At 44.7% G+C, this 17,449-nt stretch carries 16 protein-coding genes; 10 read left to right on the plus strand and 6 right to left on the minus strand.

Translation table 11 applies throughout. The features are described 5' to 3' along the window. The first annotated feature begins 78 nt into the window (after positions 1-78). Entirely contained in the window at positions 79-801 is a 723-nt protein-coding gene (gene pepE / locus AC27HD_RS03845; RefSeq protein WP_487103928.1) for a dipeptidase PepE, read from the plus strand. Here pepE and bioD read toward each other — a convergent pair. Genes bioD through bioB form a run of 4 tightly spaced genes read right to left on the minus strand, consistent with a single transcriptional unit; the run spans position 772 to position 4,767 of the window. Further along, a complete protein-coding gene (bioD, locus tag AC27HD_RS03850; RefSeq protein WP_487103930.1) occupies positions 772-1,461 on the minus strand; it encodes a dethiobiotin synthase in 690 nt (229 codons plus the stop codon). The genes pepE and bioD overlap by 30 nt on opposite strands. Beyond that, positions 1,458-2,360: a methyltransferase domain-containing protein gene (locus tag AC27HD_RS03855; RefSeq protein ID WP_487103932.1), complete on the minus strand. Its 903-nt coding sequence runs from the start codon at positions 2,358-2,360 to the stop codon at positions 1,458-1,460. Before AC27HD_RS03855 ends, bioD begins: the two co-directional genes overlap by 4 nt. Positions 2,361-2,389: 29 nt before the next feature. Next, positions 2,390-3,637 carry an aminotransferase class I/II-fold pyridoxal phosphate-dependent enzyme gene (locus AC27HD_RS03860; RefSeq protein ID WP_487103934.1) on the minus strand — a complete coding sequence of 416 codons (1,248 nt, stop codon included), beginning with the start codon at positions 3,635-3,637 and terminating at the stop codon, positions 2,390-2,392. After that, entirely contained in the window at positions 3,637-4,767 is a 1,131-nt protein-coding gene (bioB, locus tag AC27HD_RS03865) for a biotin synthase BioB (RefSeq protein WP_487103936.1), read from the minus strand. Before bioB ends, AC27HD_RS03860 begins: the two co-directional genes overlap by 1 nt. A gap of 109 nt (positions 4,768-4,876) precedes the next feature. Here bioB and bioA point away from each other — a divergent pair, with 109 nt between their 5' ends. The 6 genes from bioA to AC27HD_RS03895 all read left to right on the plus strand — a co-directional run bounded on the left by bioA (position 4,877) and on the right by AC27HD_RS03895 (position 10,928). Next, on the plus strand, positions 4,877-6,142 hold the full coding sequence (gene bioA / locus AC27HD_RS03870) for an adenosylmethionine--8-amino-7-oxononanoate transaminase (RefSeq protein WP_487103938.1): 1,266 nt from the start codon (positions 4,877-4,879) through the stop codon (positions 6,140-6,142). A 281-nt stretch (positions 6,143-6,423) separates the two neighbouring features. Next, the gene (locus tag AC27HD_RS03875) at positions 6,424-6,945 is read left to right on the plus strand and encodes a DUF2937 family protein (RefSeq protein ID WP_032096069.1); all 522 of its coding nucleotides are present in this window, start codon (positions 6,424-6,426) and stop codon (positions 6,943-6,945) included. A 264-nt stretch (positions 6,946-7,209) separates the two neighbouring features. Beyond that, a complete protein-coding gene (locus AC27HD_RS03880) occupies positions 7,210-7,491 on the plus strand; it encodes a hypothetical protein (protein ID WP_032096068.1) in 282 nt (93 codons plus the stop codon). Positions 7,492-7,736: 245 nt separating this feature from the next. Then, entirely contained in the window at positions 7,737-8,573 is an 837-nt protein-coding gene (locus AC27HD_RS03885; protein WP_487103940.1) for a substrate-binding periplasmic protein, read from the plus strand. A gap of 323 nt (positions 8,574-8,896) precedes the next feature. Next, the gene (locus AC27HD_RS03890) at positions 8,897-9,736 is read left to right on the plus strand and encodes a DUF1206 domain-containing protein (RefSeq protein WP_487103942.1); all 840 of its coding nucleotides are present in this window, start codon (positions 8,897-8,899) and stop codon (positions 9,734-9,736) included. Between the two features lie 61 nt (positions 9,737-9,797). Then, positions 9,798-10,928: an AI-2E family transporter gene (locus tag AC27HD_RS03895; protein ID WP_032096066.1), complete on the plus strand. Its 1,131-nt coding sequence runs from the start codon at positions 9,798-9,800 to the stop codon at positions 10,926-10,928. A gap of 43 nt (positions 10,929-10,971) precedes the next feature. Here the strand turns inward: AC27HD_RS03895 and AC27HD_RS03900 are convergent, their stop codons facing one another. Continuing rightward, complete coding sequence (locus AC27HD_RS03900) at positions 10,972-12,078, minus strand: DUF748 domain-containing protein (RefSeq protein ID WP_487103944.1); 1,107 nt, start codon at positions 12,076-12,078, stop codon at positions 10,972-10,974. A 751-nt stretch (positions 12,079-12,829) separates the two neighbouring features. On the opposite strand from AC27HD_RS03900, the gene AC27HD_RS03905 reads away from it, so the two are divergent. Next, positions 12,830-13,798 (plus strand): calcium/sodium antiporter, encoded by a 969-nt coding sequence (locus AC27HD_RS03905; RefSeq protein WP_032096065.1) that lies wholly within the window; start codon positions 12,830-12,832, stop codon positions 13,796-13,798. A gap of 20 nt (positions 13,799-13,818) precedes the next feature. Here the strand turns inward: AC27HD_RS03905 and AC27HD_RS03910 are convergent, their stop codons facing one another. Further along, positions 13,819-14,253, minus strand: a complete 435-nt coding sequence (locus AC27HD_RS03910) for a hypothetical protein (protein ID WP_152561537.1) — start codon at positions 14,251-14,253, stop codon at positions 13,819-13,821. Positions 14,254-14,518: 265 nt separating this feature from the next. Between AC27HD_RS03910 and asnS the strand changes: the two genes are divergently transcribed. Together asnS and AC27HD_RS03920 are read left to right on the plus strand one after the other, a co-directional pair. After that, the gene (gene asnS / locus AC27HD_RS03915; RefSeq protein ID WP_487103947.1) at positions 14,519-15,916 is read left to right on the plus strand and encodes an asparagine--tRNA ligase; all 1,398 of its coding nucleotides are present in this window, start codon (positions 14,519-14,521) and stop codon (positions 15,914-15,916) included. 160 nt (positions 15,917-16,076) lie between these two features. Beyond that, positions 16,077-17,420 (plus strand): short-chain fatty acid transporter, encoded by a 1,344-nt coding sequence (locus AC27HD_RS03920; RefSeq protein WP_487103949.1) that lies wholly within the window; start codon positions 16,077-16,079, stop codon positions 17,418-17,420. The last annotated feature ends 29 nt before the right edge of the window (positions 17,421-17,449 follow it).

Genomic DNA, 17,449 nt, shown 5'->3' on the forward strand with positions numbered 1-17,449 from the left:
GCAATTTAGCGTACTCTTGCAGTAATTGACCTTACGTTAGCCAGCGTAAATTTATATCTATGATTTTGTGGAGTTTGTATGACCGCACATGCACTAATGCTTAGTAGTTCTCGTCAAGGTGACGAGGCATACCTTGAACATGCAAGGTCTCATATTCTTGCACACTTAGGAGATATTCGCGACCTCCTATTCGTTCCATACGCTGCCGTCACCGGCACCTACGATGAATACGTTAATAAGGTCGCCGAGGCTCTGCCAGAGTGCAATGTCACTGGATTACACACTGTAGAAGACCCAGTATCTGCCATTAACCATGCCAAAGAAAACGGCCAAAGTATTGTGGTTGGTGGAGGTAATACCTTTCACCTACTCTCAACCTTGTATGCCGGTGCGTTAATGGTGCCCATCAAGCATGCCATCGCAGATGCAACTCCCTATATTGGCTGGAGTGCAGGCTCTAACATTTGCGGTCAGTCAATTAGGACCACCAACGACATGCCTATTATTGAGCCGCCCAGTTTTGAAGCTTTAAATGTGGTTCCCTTTCAGTTAAATCCGCACTATACCGACTATCAGCCAGAGGGCCATAACGGTGAAACCCGTGACCAACGGCTTTTCGAATTTACAGCACTCAACCCCACTACCCCCGTAGTAGCAATACGCGAGGGAACTGCGCTTACACTGACGGACAGTAAGCTTTCGCTAGCGGGAGATAAGGAAGGTTATGTATTTTTGGGAAATGAAAAATCGCCCATTGCTCCTGGTACAGATTTAACAGAGTTGCTCAATCGCGAGGGCTAACCTGTCGTCGCTTGGTTGTTGGCCGAAGGGGATTTCGGCTAACAGCGGCTCTGGCAGCATTGCTTTTAACGACGCTAAATTATCGCTATAGCGGGTCATATTGCCAGTAATGTCGTTGGCTACCCAGCCAGCGATGTTAAGCCCGTCACCTCTAATAGCTTCAGCAGTAAGTAAGGCGTGATTTAAACACCCCAAGCGCATGCCAACCACTAAAATGACATCCATACCAATGGATGCCACCACATCAGACAAGAACCGGGTTGGCTTGCTTTCATCACCCACATTCAGCGGTAAACGCCAGCCACCGGCCCCCTCCATTAATAATAAATCTGGCTTGTAGGCTTGCAGGCTTCCCAGCCCCTTTATTATTTTTTCATCGCTTAGTAACACTCCCGCCTCAACCGCCGCAATATGGGGAGCGATGGGCGGTTTAAGGGCAATAGGGTTTATTTCGCTAATAGGTAAATCAATGCTGTTAAATTTCTGGATAGAGGCGGCATCCTCGTTTACCCATTCACCATCAATAAGGTCACATCCCGCGCTTATTGGCTTATAACCAATCGCCTTGTGCCCTAATTGTGACGCTGCTTCAAGAAGCTTGCATGTAACGTAGGTTTTGCCGACTTCGGTGTCTGTGCCGGTAATGAAGTATTGTTTCATGCCTTTTTTTCCAATCTAAAATGACATACTCGATAGGTAAGCGGAAGACTCCCCGCTTCGCCGTGAATGTTGTGATACGCCATGCTCAATTTTTTAATATCCTGACGACTAAGCACTTTTTGTTGCTTGCCTGTCTCTCCTGCCCCTACGCCTTTCACCGAGCGCAATAAAGACATAATGTCGCTGTGGCTATCCACATAGTCTCGTGTAATAACTCGCTTTACGGTCAGCCCTGCGCCGCGAAATGCGCGATTCCAACCATCGGCAGTGGGCAATGGAGTAATTGCCGTAGGAAGCTGAGCTAATTTACGCGCGTGCGTTAGCTCTTCAAAGGAACCCGATACCATTATGGCCAATTCTGCGATGGCATCGTGGTTGAGTACCCGATGCACTTCTTCAGCGACACTATTTAGGCAGTTGGCCCACTGCAATGCCATCGATGAATAGACAACATCAATGCTGTTACTTGCTATCGGTAGCGCTTGAGCACTGCCCAGTTTAAAAGTGAGATGGGGGTAGTTAGTACCCGCTAACGACAGCATCCCTTGTGCAATATCAACACCAACGGCATGTAAGCCACGTGCGTTGAGAGATTGGGTGTGTACACCCGTCCCGCATCCGATATCAAGGGCACTGCCTAAAAGTTGGGCAGGTAAGTTGTGTAACCCTTGCTGCGCGATGGTGTGTTGAATAGCCGCGAGCTTATCGTAACGTGGGGCTGCCTTGGAAAAGCGCTCTGCGACTGCTTTCTCACTTATTTTTGCGCTTATGCCTGGGCTTATGTCTGCGCTTAGATTTGGACTTTTACTAGTGAGCTGTAGTGGGGTTGGCCTATCCAAGCCTTTCTCCTGAGCCACTGCGCCTGCCTCCTGAACCACTGCGCTTTTCTCCTGAGCCATTGCGAACGCTGCTTGAGCACAAAATTCATTCACGATATGGCCCCATTCGCCAAAGCGAGCGCGTCGACTAACATATCGATATCTTGTTCGGTATGGGTGGTGGTTAGAGTAATACGCAGTCTATCTTCATTTTTCGGCACCGTGGGTTGGCGAATAGCGCTAACCCACATCCCTCGCTCTTTTAACGCATCACTAAGAGCTACAGCTCGCTTAGGGCAACCCACAATAACAGGCTGAATTGCGCTTTTAGAGCCAACCAAAGCGAGGTCGGCAACGGTCGCTGCGTTTTGGGTAACGCGGTCTTCTCCAAACTCTTGGGCAAACCGCGCTCTGAAATATTCAATATTTGCCCTAAGCTGGTCTCGGCGAGAGGTGTCAGTGCAAATATGGGTAAGCGAATACAAAGTGGCAACTGCTTGCGCGGGCGGCATGGCCGTTGAATAAACATAGTGTTTTGAGAAATTAACTAAATAATCAATCAGTGTTTGGCTACCCGCAATAAATGCCCCGCCTGTTCCGATGGCTTTGCCAAAGGTTCCCATTACAATAGGTACTTGGCTTTGACTTAGCTGTAGTTCCTCAACTGTACCAAACCCGTTGTCTCCATAAACACCCATGCCATGGGCGTCATCGAGCATAAACCAAGCGCGGTGTTGCTCAGCTAATGCAGCTATCTTTTTTACAGGCGCTCGGTCGCCATCCATACTAAACACACCCTCGCTGGCGATCAGTGCATCAGTGTGTAACGACTCGCGGGCAGACAGCAAAGATGCTAAGTGCTCCACATTATTGTGTCGAAACCGGCGAAGCGAGACGTTTTTTTTAAGGGACATAGCCCCTTCAAGAAAGGAAGCATGCATGAGTTTATCGGCAAAAATAGCCGTCGATTGCGCTGCCGACGCGTTTGGGGAGCCTTGGCCAAAAAGCGCCGTACACACGGCTTGGTTCGCGGCAAAGCCAGAGCTAAATAACAATGCCGCTTCACGATTTAGCCCGTCTGCAAGGGTGGCCTCTAGCGCAAGGTGAGCCTGTGTATGACCGGTAACAAGCGGTGATGCACCGCTACCGCCACCAAATTGGGCAAGCCCTTCTACCCAGCTTTGCAGTACTCCTTCATGCTGGCGCATACCAAGGTAATCGTTGCTGGAAAAGTTGAGATAGTGGTCACCGTTAATACATATAACGTTGTCTTTTTCGTACTGCTGACATACGCGTTGACGCAGCAAGCCCGCCTGGGCCCGCTGAGTGAGTGCATCTTCTAACCAAGAAAAAGACATCAGGCCTCTGCTGTATTCGATTCGTTTTTCAAAGAGGCTTTAGCAGTTTTTGGCTTACTAGCATCGTAAAAAAGTGCGTCAGCATCGCCCTCAGCTTGCTGTGCAATTTCTTCCTCTAGTACTTGTTGATGGGCTTCGTCAGAAAAGTCGCGGGTTCTTTCCGTATTGATGCCCAGCTTTTTGAACAGCATAACGTCTTCGTGAGTATCTGGATTAGACGTAGTCAACAGCTTGCAACCATAAAATATAGAGTTAGCCCCTGCCATAAAACACATGGCTTGCATCTGCTCGTTCATTGCCTCTCGACCTGCCGATAAACGAACGTGAGACTTAGGCATCATAATTCGCGCTACAGCGATAGTGCGAATAAACTCGAAGTAGTCTAAATCTTCAACGCTGTCTAAAGGTGTCCCTTTTACTTTAACTAACATATTGATAGGAACACTTTGCGGCTGCTCAGGCAGGTTGGCTAGCTGCACAAGCATGCTTGCTCTGTCTGCTGCTGTCTCTCCCATACCAACAATGCCGCCAGAGCATACGTTCATGCCTGCTTCTCTGACATTTTCTAGGGTATTTAGGCGGTCTTCATAAGTGCGTGTAGTAATAATATCGCCGTAATACTCTGGCGAGGTATCAAGGTTGTGATTGTAATAGTCTAGCCCTGCTTGTTTAAGAGCAACGGCCTGGTCTCGGGTAAGCATGCCAAGAGTCATGCAGGTTTCAAGACCCAGCTTTTTCACCTCTTCAATCATGCTTACAATGTAAGGCATATCGCGGTCGCGAGGGTTGCGCCATGCGGCTCCCATGCAAAAACGTGTAGAGCCTACTTGCTTTGCTTCTTTAGCGCGCTCAATCACTTTTTCGATTTCTAAAAGACGTTCTTTCTCAAGCCCAGTGTCGTAGCGCGCGCTTTGCGGACAATATTTACAATCTTCCGGGCATGCACCGGTTTTTATCGACAGTAGCGTACTCACCTGAACTTCATTGGGATTAAAATGCTGTCTATGCACGACCTGTGCTTGAAAGAGTAAATCGTTAAATGGCATTTCAAACAAAGCGGTTACTTCGTCTTTTGACCAATCGTTACGAATTGTTGTCGTTTGCGCATTTTGCGCTGAAGCCAGTGTCATGGACTGTCCTTTACTTGTTCTTTACTAAATGGGAATGCTGGCTTAGTCTATGCGTCATTACAAAGTTGTCAACTCTGACCATTCCAAAATATTTACTAACGGTTAAATTTTGAACAATATAGAATTTGATAAACAGCACATTTGGCACCCGTATACGTCTGCCGTTAATCCACTACCATGCTACGAAGTCACTGGGGCTAATGGCGCTGAACTGACGCTCTCTACTGGTGAGGTCCTTGTCGACGGTATGTCGAGCTGGTGGGCGGCAATACACGGCTACAATCATCCTGTGTTAAATAAAGCGGCTCACGATCAGGTAGATGCTTTTTCCCATGTGATGTTTGGTGGCATTACCCACCAGCCAGCAGTGGATGTATGTAGAACCCTGCTAAAAATGGTTCCAGCAGGGTTAGAACGGGTTTTTCTCGCCGATTCAGGTTCGGTGTCCGTTGAGGTGGCAATTAAAATGGCCATTCAGTATTGGGCCTGCCAAGGGCGACCCGAAAAGTCGCGAATTGTTGCACCCCGTAATGGCTACCATGGTGATACGTTTGCAGCCATGAGTGTGTGCGATCCGGTTAATGGCATGCATAGCTTGTTTGAAAGCGTGTTGAGCAAGCAATTTTTCGCTCCCGCCCCTCAGACTCGTTACGGTCAAACCTTCAGCGAAGACGACATCCTTGTTTTAGAAGAATTGTTTGAAAAAAATCACCACCAAATGGCGGCGCTGATATTAGAGCCTATTGTTCAGGGAGCAGGCGGTATGCGTATGTACCATCCTGAATATTTAAAGCGCTGTCGTCAGTTGTGCGATACCTATGATGTGCTGCTTATTTGTGATGAGATTGCAACTGGTTTTGGACGCACAGGGAAGCTCTTCGCCTGTGAGCACGCGGGTATTACGCCAGACATTATGTGCTTAGGCAAAGCCTTAACCGGTGGCTATTTAACCATGGCGGCAACGATATGCACTGAAGATGTGGCATTGGGAGTTTGCCAAGGTTCGCCGGGGGTGTTCATGCACGGACCTACCTACATGGGTAATCCGCTTGCCTGTGCTGTAGCGAATGCAAGCCTATCTATTATTAATGAAAACCATTGGCAGCAGCAGATACCGGCTATTGAGAAACAATTACAGAGCGAATTAGCAAAATGTGCAGACTTACCAAGTGTAGCGGACGTGCGCGTGCTGGGCGCTATTGGCGTAGTTGAAGCAGTGCAGCCCGTTAACGTGGCAGAGATACAGCGCCATTTTGTGAAACACGGTGTATGGATAAGACCCTTCGGTAAATTGGTATACATTATGCCTCCTTACATAATAAGTTCAGAGCAGCTAAGTAAATTGACTCACGCTATCTATGACTTCTTTAAATAGCGACACCTTTTAAGGCAAAGAGTAACTAAGGTGAAGTAGTAACTAATGTGAAGGCTACAAAGATTTAGTGCTTCCAAAATGTGGAAGTTCAACTACCACGCACTACGATAAAGACATGCGCTAAGTTTTACGCACAGCAAGTCAGTAGTGTAGTGAGTAAGTAGCGCACCTGCTGCGGTAGTAGGAGTCTTTAGCGTTAATGCATGCTTTGTTAAATACATATTTGCTGGTTTGGATGCCAAGCAAATCGCTTATATTTGTATTAAATTTGAGGTTAACTAATGATCACGCGCGTTTTAGATAAAGTTGTTTTTGCTGTTTTATTTATTATTACGCTACAAGTGCCCATTCTTGCCGACCATTACAGGCAGTACCTCAATGGCTATTACGATGCTATACGAGATGAAGTCACCTTGTCTTCTGAGTTAGCAAAGCAGCATGGCTTTTCATCGGTTGAAGCCATGCTCGACAGCCTCCAACAAAATGATGAGGCCCTAGTAAGAGATAACGCCTCGCAAAAAGCTCAGCGCTTTTCAATGATTGAGTCTTTAGAGCAAGGCATGCGCACCCTTGAGTATGGTCACTACTTTGAAAAGTTGACCTATATGGCCAGCCCAGAACAGTTTTCGACGTTAAAAAAAGTAGTCGATAACTTTCGCCCTTCTATTCCCTTAACGCCGGCTTCGGTCATTTTTAGTTTAGTAACGGCTATCTTGCTTAACCTGCTTATTTGGACCCCTCATTTTTGCTATTGCCAAGCCAAAAAGTTAAAGAGCACTTCAAAACCCTTCTCTTACAAGTAGCTTACTTGTGTTTATTATCCATTAACGATGTTGCTTTGCAACTAACGCGCATTTACACGTTGTAATTGCAAATTGGCATTGATGATGCAACGTCTTAGAGAGTAATAACGCATTTATTAATACAGATTATTAGATGAAGGTTAACGGATGAGTACGTGTATCAGCACCAACCGTGCTCTTGATACACATGCTTTTGAAGAACTTATTCTTCATAAAAAAGGGGCAATACCTCATTCGTGTTTGATAGCTTAAGGAGAAACAATTATGCCAACTGACGCACAAGTATTGATCGGAAAAGTGTTGCAAATTAAAGACAAGTTGTACGCTAAACGTCACTCTATCCCCACCGATTTGCAAAAAGAGTGGAACACACTTGATAGAAAAACAGCATGTTTTGAAAGCGAGGCTTTATTTCACACGGCGGTGAAAGGTAAGCAAATGAACAAGAAGATAAACTACTCAGGTTCGGTGGAAGAACTTTCTCAGCTTGTTTCACGTCTTAAAACGTTAAACAAAAAGGTCAATATTACTCACGTTCATCACTAATTGACTTTAACTGCTGGTAAATTTTGGTGCATACATGCACACACTATGGTTCTTACTGTTTATAAACATTGAGCTCCGATTAAGCGGAAGTTACAGGAGTGCACAACTGAAGTGCTTAATTTAAAAGCGCTTAGATTGAAGAACGCTTATACTTTAGATACGTTCTGGCTTGGTCATATTGCAATGCAGGCTCAGTTTCTACACAATGCTAGCGTGTCAGAAGAGAATGTTGTAGTGAACCAGTTTTGAAACCTTTAATGTGCCGCCTTAAAAGCCGACTGTCATGGTCTTTACTGTTACTGTCGCTAGTCAGTTTATTAGCAAGTGCACTACCCGCATTTGCAAATAATACCGTGAGCATTACGGTATTTGAAGATCATAAGCAGTATGTAGAAGCGTCTGAATCCTACGGTCTTTCTTGGAAGCTTTTTGAGCTAGCAGCGCAACATGCTAAATACCAGCTTGAGCTTCAGCCATCTTCGTGGCGAGCGTCTATGAAGCGAGTTAAAGACGGCAAAGTGGACATGATTTTTGGTGCATTAAAGACTGCTGAGCGAGAAAAATGGGCTTCTTTTTCGCTACCTCTTATCGCTGAAGGTTCGGCGATATTCACCCAGCCTAACAATCCTGTTACTCATTTTGACGACATAGATTTAGAGAACAGCACTATAGGTGTGTCTGCAAGTTCCCTTCAAGAAACGCTGGCTAAAGAGTTAGGTTTTAAAAATATCTATTCTACGGTTCGTCGCCCGCAGCTTTATGACATGTTGAAAGGAAACAGATTAGATTACCTATTCTTTGGCACTAGCATAATTAATTACTACTGTGTCAATTACAACAAGGCCGCAACGCCCAAGTGCATGAAACAAGTCAGTGAAGAGTTCCACCCCAGCGGGGTCCATACTTTAGCGTTAAGCAACAATAGCGCGGCAGTAGATAAGCTCAACCACATCAATCAAGCACTTGCCGCCCTTCGACATTCAAAAGAACTAAAAGCCGTGTTCAAGCAATACGCCAATTCAGATAGCTTGTATAAGGTCTGGCTTAAAAGCGTCGACGCTAGGCTTGCTGAAAGAAACTAAAGGCATTTTTTCAATTTATATTCACGTTCGATTTGTATTCATGCATCAACGTTTGCTCATTGCGTTAGCATTGCCAACTAAAGATATTACAGCGAATAGTGTAAATACTTCTTAATGTAATTGTGTGCACGGTGGCACAGATATTATATTTCACGCAATCTCATCTGAATCACTTTGCTTTTAAATTCTAGAAAATAGCGGTAAATACTTTGTAAGCCTTATCTTACCTACCCTTAAAGAAGAATTTAGAATACAAAAAAAGTACATCTCGCCAACCTCATATATTTCCCCACCACTTTGTCTCCATGGCGCATAGCTTGCACATGTCTCTGTCATTATCACAGCCACTACAAAGCAAATTAGATAAGCATATGGACATCACGTTTCTCACTAAAGTTATTGCTCGCATTGGATATTCAGCAAAATGCATTGTGTACTGTGTTCTCGGCATTCTTACACTGCTTGTTGCGTTTACCGCCACGAGAGCTGAAGAAGTGACGAAAAAATCAGTCTTTCAAGAGATTTTGTATACCCCGTTTGGCTCGGTCTCTCTCACCGCTGTTACTGTAGGTTTTGCCTGCTATGTGGCGTGGCGTTTAGCTCAAGGTGTTACTAATCCTGGCAACCTTGATATGACAAAGCCAAAAGATGTCCTCATGCGCCTATTCTATTTCTTTTCTGCCATCGCCTACGGCTCAGCAACTTATGTATCAATAAAAGTATTAATGTCACTACAAGACGATTCTAAACAGCAACAGCAGCAAGTTGGAGAGAGTATTCTTCAAACAACATGGGGAGCGATACTTGTTGGCGCGATCAGTTTGGCAGTTATCCTTTTTTCCCTCATTCAGTTTAAACATGTAGTAAAAACGGATTTTATGGATAAATTTGTAAGCTCTATGCCTGCCTTACAAAGCAAAATAGTAGTGTTGTGCGGCCGCTTAGGCTTCGCCTGTCGCGGCGTTGTGTATTTAATGGTTGGTGTGTTCTTTATGAATGCATCCATCGCGCAAAAATCCGAAAAAGCAGGTGGTCTTCCTGAAGCCGTATCCACATTATTAGTTCAACCCTTTGGACCATGGATGGTAAGTGCCCTAGGCGTTGGTTTAATGGGGTTCGGTATTTTTTGTGGTTTCGAGGGCCGATATCGGAAAACAGACTAGTTAATTTTGAGACTTAACGACAGAAGTACTCACTCACTCTTCACATTATAAGGACAGTACAATGAAGGAAAACCCACTTTTACATAGGCATGACGAATACAAGGTAAAAACAAGAGACGTTCGAGTTGTAAGGCTTCTTATTGTTTTAGTCGCGCTTGCCACACTCTATACATTGTATTTTGCTCAGTCGCTGATCATTCCAGTGGTTTTTTCAATGTTAGTTGCACTGCTGTTGAGCCCTCTTGTGACTAGACTCAAGCGGCTGTTCATACCGCGGGCCGTTTCCTCTATGGTTCTATTAGCGATGTTGGTTACGCCATTAACCTTTTTGGCATTCGAACTTTCGGAGCCGGCTGAGCGATGGATGAAATCCCTACCGCTATTGGCCGAGCAGATTGCTGAAGAACTCTCAATGTTAAGCGCCGTGGCGCACGGCGATACAACCTTGCAGGAAAGCCAAGCGAGTAATACCGCCTATCCGTGGTTTGAAAAAGAGCCAACGCAAAAAACCGACGATTCAGCTGTAGAAGAGCAATTTAAACAAGGTAGTAGGCAAATGATTTTTGAAATGTTGCTCGCTGCTCCGCTTTTTCTCGCACAGGTGATAGGCGCCGTTGTACTAACCCTCTTTCTTCTTATTTTTGGGCCACCACTGTCGAAAGTTGTCATCAATGACTTTCCGATAATCAAAAATAGAGAGCGAGCAAAACTGTTGATTAGAAGTATTCAACAGGCTCTATCTCACTATATTTTAACTATCAGTATTATTAATTGTGCACTAGGTGTTCTAACAGCAATCGGCCTTTCGTACTTTAATATTCGCGATGCGATTTTATGGGGTGCCATCGTCGGTCTATTAAACTTTGTTCCTTATATGGGCTCTATAATTAGTGTTGGTATACTGTTGCTTGTTGGTACGCTGCAGTTTGGAATAACAAGCACAGCGTTGCTTCCTGTTGGGATATTCCTTACTTTGAATATCATTGAATCTCAAATAGTAACCCCAACGGTTTTAGGCAAAAGTATGCAGATTAACCCGCTGGTTATCATAGTGTGGCTTTTTGTCAGTGGCTGGATCTGGGGCATGTTGGGTGTACTGTTGGCGGTGCCGATATTTGTATGTATCAAACTGACACTCCAACAAATGGAAGTCTTTCCTCACTGGTTAAAATTCATTGAAGCTCATGACTAGCAGAAATAGGTGGATAGAAATCGCCCTACAGAACTACGCAACGTTACGGCTCCTCTTCTGAGGAGCTTGTTTCGACTGATTCATAGGATACGATATCCTCGACTTGCATTTTCGTTGCGTCAAAAAATGCATTTTTCAATATTGAAACCACCGCTTGGAAAGTAGAAATATCAGTATTATCCAGTGTACCTTCAATAGGTATTCGCGCAGCGACTAATTGAGACTTATCATTTTCAAGTATTGCACTTAGCAAATCGGCACCGCCCTCAAAAATAATGGTAAATAATCCGTCATCGTCTTTTTCTACATCTTCCCGCCAAGAAAAAATACTTAAATCGTAAACACCGGCTTTAGCATAACCGCTAACTTCATTACTTTTTGCCGCTAACTCCATGGCGCCATCAATGCCACCGGCCTCAATATCAAATGGCGTGTATACATTGAATACCGTTTGTATCTGCTTGACCGAAAAGCGTTGTACTTCCATATTAAAATCAAAGTTGGCCTGTTCGCTAAAAGGATCTAACTTTCCAACTAAAGTGAGGGTTGCCTCACCCATTAAATCCCCTGTAACGTCAACACTGGTCACTAACGTTTTCATCAAGTTTTGTGCGTTAGTAATATTTTTTATATCTGCATTGATGTTTGCAATATATGTCGGTACTTCACCCTTCTTTGTTTGATTAACTAACGACACTTTCCCGTCAATAATTTTTAACGTATCGATAGAAAACACCACTAAATTATTGGCAAGTCCAACCCACGTTCCTTCATCTTTAACTTGTTGGTTTTGCTCCGGCGTCGTGGTGTCTTTGTCGTAAACGACTATCTTTGGTTGGCTAAACACCATATTGGTGACTAAATTGCCGTTTAATACCGCCGACCATGCCAAGGAAAAATCGAGGGTTGTCACAGACAGTAGCGGCTTAGGAGATGATTGCTCGTCAACGGCATAAATCTCAATATCGTCAACCGAGTAGGCGCCGCGATACAAATGTAAATCTACGTCGCCGACCTGCCCCGTTATGCCTTTTGTCTGATTAATTTGTTGATTGATATAATAGTGAACTGCGTATGGCGCGCCTATGCGCGCGAATATAAGAAGCAAAACAGTTACCACAATAACCGTGAACCATGTTCTTTTGTGCATATAAGCACTAAACCTATCGCTCCTAGAAAGAGACATCTCGCAATCCTTTTTATTTTTAATTGTGTTCATTTATGTAAATGCTAGCGATGCGCCATGTAAATATTAGCGAAACGCAGTGTAATTATTAGCTCAGCGCAGTGTAAAAACCACACAAGCAATGCTGGCATTAGCGACGTTATAAGCCCTCGTTATGACTAACAATCTATACATAAGTACTTTATTCAGGCCCCCTACTACACCCATAAGGCACACCCATGAGCCACACCCACGAGCTATACCCACGAGCTAAACCCATGAGGCTCTGGCAACGCTCCTGGTCTCCTTGTATGAAGAGATGGCGCGACTTAAGTAAAACGTAGTTTCACTGTGTTTTTGTTGCAGCGTTTTCGCTTTAGTACCAATCAAAAGCTTCCTTCAAAAATTGAGCCAAAACTGGCATCGCACAATTTTTAAAGCAGCTCCATACAGCACATGTATAAATACGCGTGCGAATGCTTTTTGAAAACTCAGAAACACGGGATAAACGTTACGTTAGGTTAAGAACTCAGTAGGGTAATGTGCGCTGTACGTTTAGAATGATCGTATAAAGCCAGTAATCGTAGCCTAGAACGGCGAATATCTTTTTCACTGCCTTTGCGTTTTCTGTATTACAAAAAAGAGCAGCATTTGCGATACTAGGTTAAAGAAAGAACCTGTTTACAGAACAATGTAAATAGACCGCACATAATAGATGCAGATTTAAGGAGAAAGTATGTTTTTAGCCTGCTTGGCTATTGCTATTGGTTTACCGGTACTACTGTGGAGCGCAGGAAAGTTTGTAGGTGGCGCTGCCTCGGTAGCAAATCACTTCGGCGTATCACCGCTATTGATAGGTATGCTCATCATCGGTTTTGGTACGTCTGCCCCGGAAATCATTGTCTCCATATTCGCTGCACTCCAAGGAAACTCAGGTATCGCGTTGGGGAATGCCTATGGGTCTAATATCGCTAACATCTTACTGATATTAGGGCTAACCGCTGTCATTAGCCCTATTGCAGTGAAATCAGAAATAATCAAAAAAGAACTGCCTGTGTTACTTGGCATTACTTTTTTTGCTGCTTGGCAGGTGCTCGACCAACAGGTTTCTAAAGACGATGCGTTTTCACTATTAGGATTATTCGTCCTGCTTATTTCGTGGAGCATTTACCACGGGATGAAAGGCGACAAAGACGCACTCGCCGACGAATACAATGACGAGATCAATGCCTCCGAAGGCACAGTGAAAACCCATGTAATCTGGCTTATTGCCGGTTTACTGCTGCTTGTTGCAAGCTCACGCATGTTGGTGTGGGGTGCGGTGGAAGTTGCTACATTCTTTGGTGTCAGCGACACTATTATCGGGCTTACGGTTATTGCTATTGGTACGTCATTGCCAGAACTCGCCTCTTCGCTTATTGCCGTTAAAAAGGGAGAGCACGACCTAGCCATTGGCAATGTGATTGGCTCTAATATGTTTAACACCCTTGCGGTAGTAGGCATTGCCGGCACCATTCAGCCCATGGCCGTGAGTTCAGATTTTATTTATCGAGACATCGTCGTCATGCTTGCATCCACGGTGGCCTTATTTATTTTTTGTATCGGTATTAAGCGCCAGGGGCGACTTAACCGCGTTGAAGGGGGAGCTTTCGTGCTAGCCTATATGGCGTATACCTATTGGCTTATACAAGTGGCTTTCATTTAAACTTTCCACCAACAAAAAAACTAACTCACTGTTGTGGCCAACGTGATTAAACTGGTGGCCACAATTATTGTGAGAATGATTAAGTTAATACCAAAGCTGTCGTTTTTTCGGCGGCTTCTTCTCGCCCGCATCACGGTGCTGATTAAACTCAACACTAAACATATGCGAAGCAACACAACCATGGCATCCACGTATGACATGGTCCACGTGTTATCACCCTCTACGCCCCAGTATTGCTGCACCCCGGTAATGAATTCTGGGCGAGCATAGTGAAACAGAATCAATACCACGACTAGGCCCGCCCAGGCTAAAATATTTAGCCCAAGCATAACCTTGTAAAACAAAGTGTCTCCATGAGGGGTTTTCCGTCTATCTTCGCTATGGTGTAACGGCTTTGTGCTCATTTTGTACTTTTCATCGCCTTTCATTGATAAAGAAACATTTTTATTTCCCATTTGTCACTCTGTTCTCTGGCATCCAGCTTATGGTTGAGTATACTAGCGTGCTATTGGATTGTGGCAGACTTCTCATTTAAAGCACCTTCGCCATTGTATTGGCAGCCGTGCGTCTAGAAAGCCACGTTTTAATTTGTGTTATTTTATCGGCAAAAAAATCCAAAACATTGACCAAAAACCATTTTTTCGTGCATTTTGCACACTGCGTTTATGTGACTAATGATAGTACATAGCAGCCAAGAAACAGTAAGACGGAGAAACTAACATGACGCACGCGCCCGTTGTTGACGTACTTAAAGGTAAGTACGCCGTTGGCGAATCGGTAACCGTTAAAGGTTGGGTGAGAACACGCCGAGATTCTAAAGCCGGTTTATCATTTATCGCGCTACACGATGGTAGCTGCTTCGATCCGGTTCAAGTAATTGCGCTAAACTCTCTGTCAAATTACGCCGACATTCAGCGCCTAACGACTGGCTGTTCGCTGTCGGTTACCGGCACAGTAAAAGAGTCACAAGGTCAAGGCCAATCTCTTGAGATAGATGCTACAGAAGTCGACGTTATTGGATTAGTAGAAAATCCAGATACGTATCCGATGGCCGCTAAGCGACACAGCATTGAATACCTTCGCGAATACGCACACTTGCGCCCTCGTACTAACGTTATCGGTGCGGTAACTCGCGTACGCAACTGTTTATCACAAGCTATCCACCGCTTCTTCCACGAGAAGGGCTACTACTGGATTTCAACGCCTATTTTAACGGCAAGCGATACCGAAGGCGCGGGTGAAATGTTCCGTGTTTCAACACTAGACATGATGAACCTTCCTCATGACGACAAGGGAAATGTTGATTATTCTGAGGACTTTTTCGGTAAAGAAACCTACCTAACAGTAAGTGGTCAGCTTAACGTTGAAACTTATTGTACGGCAATGTCTAAGGTATATACCTTCGGCCCAACCTTCCGTGCTGAAAACTCAAATACGTCACGTCACCTTGCTGAATTTTGGATGATTGAACCTGAAGTGGCCTTTGCTGACCTAAGCGATGTGGCACAACTTGCAGAAGACATGCTCAAATATGTATGTAAGGCCGTGCTAGAAGAACTTCCGGACGATATGGCGTTTTTCGCCCAGCGCATAAAGAAAGATGCAATAGAGCGTCTTGAAAGCCTAGTGAGTTCTGAATTTGTGCGCATGGACTACACTGATGCGATCGAAATCTTACAAAACTGTGGCAAAACCTTTGAATTCCCAGTTGAGTGGGGCATTGACCTTTCATCAGAGCACGAACGCTACCTAGCAGAAGAGCATGTTGGCGCGCCAATTATCATGCAAAACTATCCAAAAGATATTAAAGCCTTCTACATGCGCATTAATGACGACGGCAAAACCGTTGCTGCAATGGATGTATTGGCACCAGGAATTGGTGAAATTATTGGTGGTTCTCAACGTGAAGAGCGTCTTGACGTTTTTGACGCCCGTCTTGAAGAGATGGAACTGTCAAAAGAAGACTACGCGTGGTATCGCGACCTTCGCCGCTATGGCACCGTTCCTCACTCAGGCTTCGGTTTAGGGTTCGAACGTTTAGTTGCTTACGTAACTGGAATGCAAAATGTACGTGATGTGATCCCCTTCCCTCGTACACCAGGCAATGCAAGCTTCTAAAAAAGAGTAGCTTAATATTTATCGCTAAAGCCCGCTATTGCGGGCTTTTTTGTTTACGCCAATTCAATTTCAAATGCTCAATACCAGTCCGCCATGTAGGGAAAATACAAAAGATACGTTATGCTTTAGCAATCTCTTAACAAAAATAAATTTAAAAACAATGTTAAATAGAGCTGCCAAACCTTTAGTAAAACTGGTTGAGCGTTACCTACCCGACCCGTTTGTTTTTGTTCTTATTCTGACTGTTTGCGTCTTTTTAGCCGCTGTAATCATTGAGCAACAACCTGTTGTTACTGTTGTTGAACAATGGGGAAATGGCCTGTGGGGGCTACTCACCTTTTCTATGCAGATGTTGCTGGTACTTGTCACTGGATTTATGCTGGCTTCTACTGTGCTCATGCGAATGCTGTTAGAAAAGCTGGCTCACCTTGGCAACACGCCGGGAAAAGCAATCCTATTGGTGACCCTCGTTTCACTCTCGGCAAGCTGGATAAACTGGGGTTTCGGATTAGTTGTGGGAGCACTGTTTGCCAAAGCCTTAGCACGAAAAACTCCCGTGGATTATCGACTTCTTGTGGCCAGTGCCTATTCAGGATTTTTGGTTTGGCATGGCGGCCTTGCGGGTTCTGTACCTCTTACTATTGCCACACCGGGTCACTTTAGTGAAAACCAAATTGGTGTAATTAGCACAAGCGATACTCTTTTCAGTGGGTTTAATATTGCGCTGCTTTGCATTCTTTTTATTGTTGTTCCGCTGGTAAATCGGCTTATGCTGCCATCACATCAAGACAGCGTTATTGTCAGTCCAGACAAACTCATCGATAGCATAGAACAAGAACAAGGCATAGAAAAAGAACATGGCCTAGAACAAGTGAAAAGCAATGAAAGGCCCGCTGATAAGTTAGAAAACAGTAAAATCCTGGGCATTCTCATTGGCCTTTTGGGGATAGCGTACCTTGTTAATTATTTTATAAAAGACGGTGGTTTAAACCTCAACATTGTGAATACTATTTTCTTGTTTTTGGCTATTGCTCTACACGGCACACCAAAACGTTTGCTGCAAAGCCTACAGCAGGCAGTGAAAGGCGGCAGCGGAATTATTATTCAGTTTCCTTTTTACGCCGGCATTATGGCCGTCATGGTACAGTCTGGATTGGCTGAAAGTATGTCTCAATGGTTAATTAGCTTTGCTTCTGCCCAGTCGCTTCCGGTGCTTACCTTTATTAGCGCAGGTATAGTGAATATTTTTGTCCCCTCTGGCGGTGGGCAATGGGCAGTGCAAGCGCCAGTGGTGCTTCCTGCAGCAGCCGAATTAGGGGCAGATATCTCTCGCGTTGCGATGGCAGTTGCTTGGGGTGATGCGTGGACAAATTTAATCCAGCCATTTTGGGCATTGCCAGTGCTAGCGATAGCGGGTTTAAAAGCCAAAGACATTATGGGTTTCTGCTTAGTCCAGCTTATCATCACGGGTGTAATAATCGCCTTAGCGCTGCGCTTTTTTTAGTGGGCAAGTAGTTAACGTGTGTATTTACC

The organism is Alteromonas sp. 4NS20-0143 (assembly GCF_057542855.1).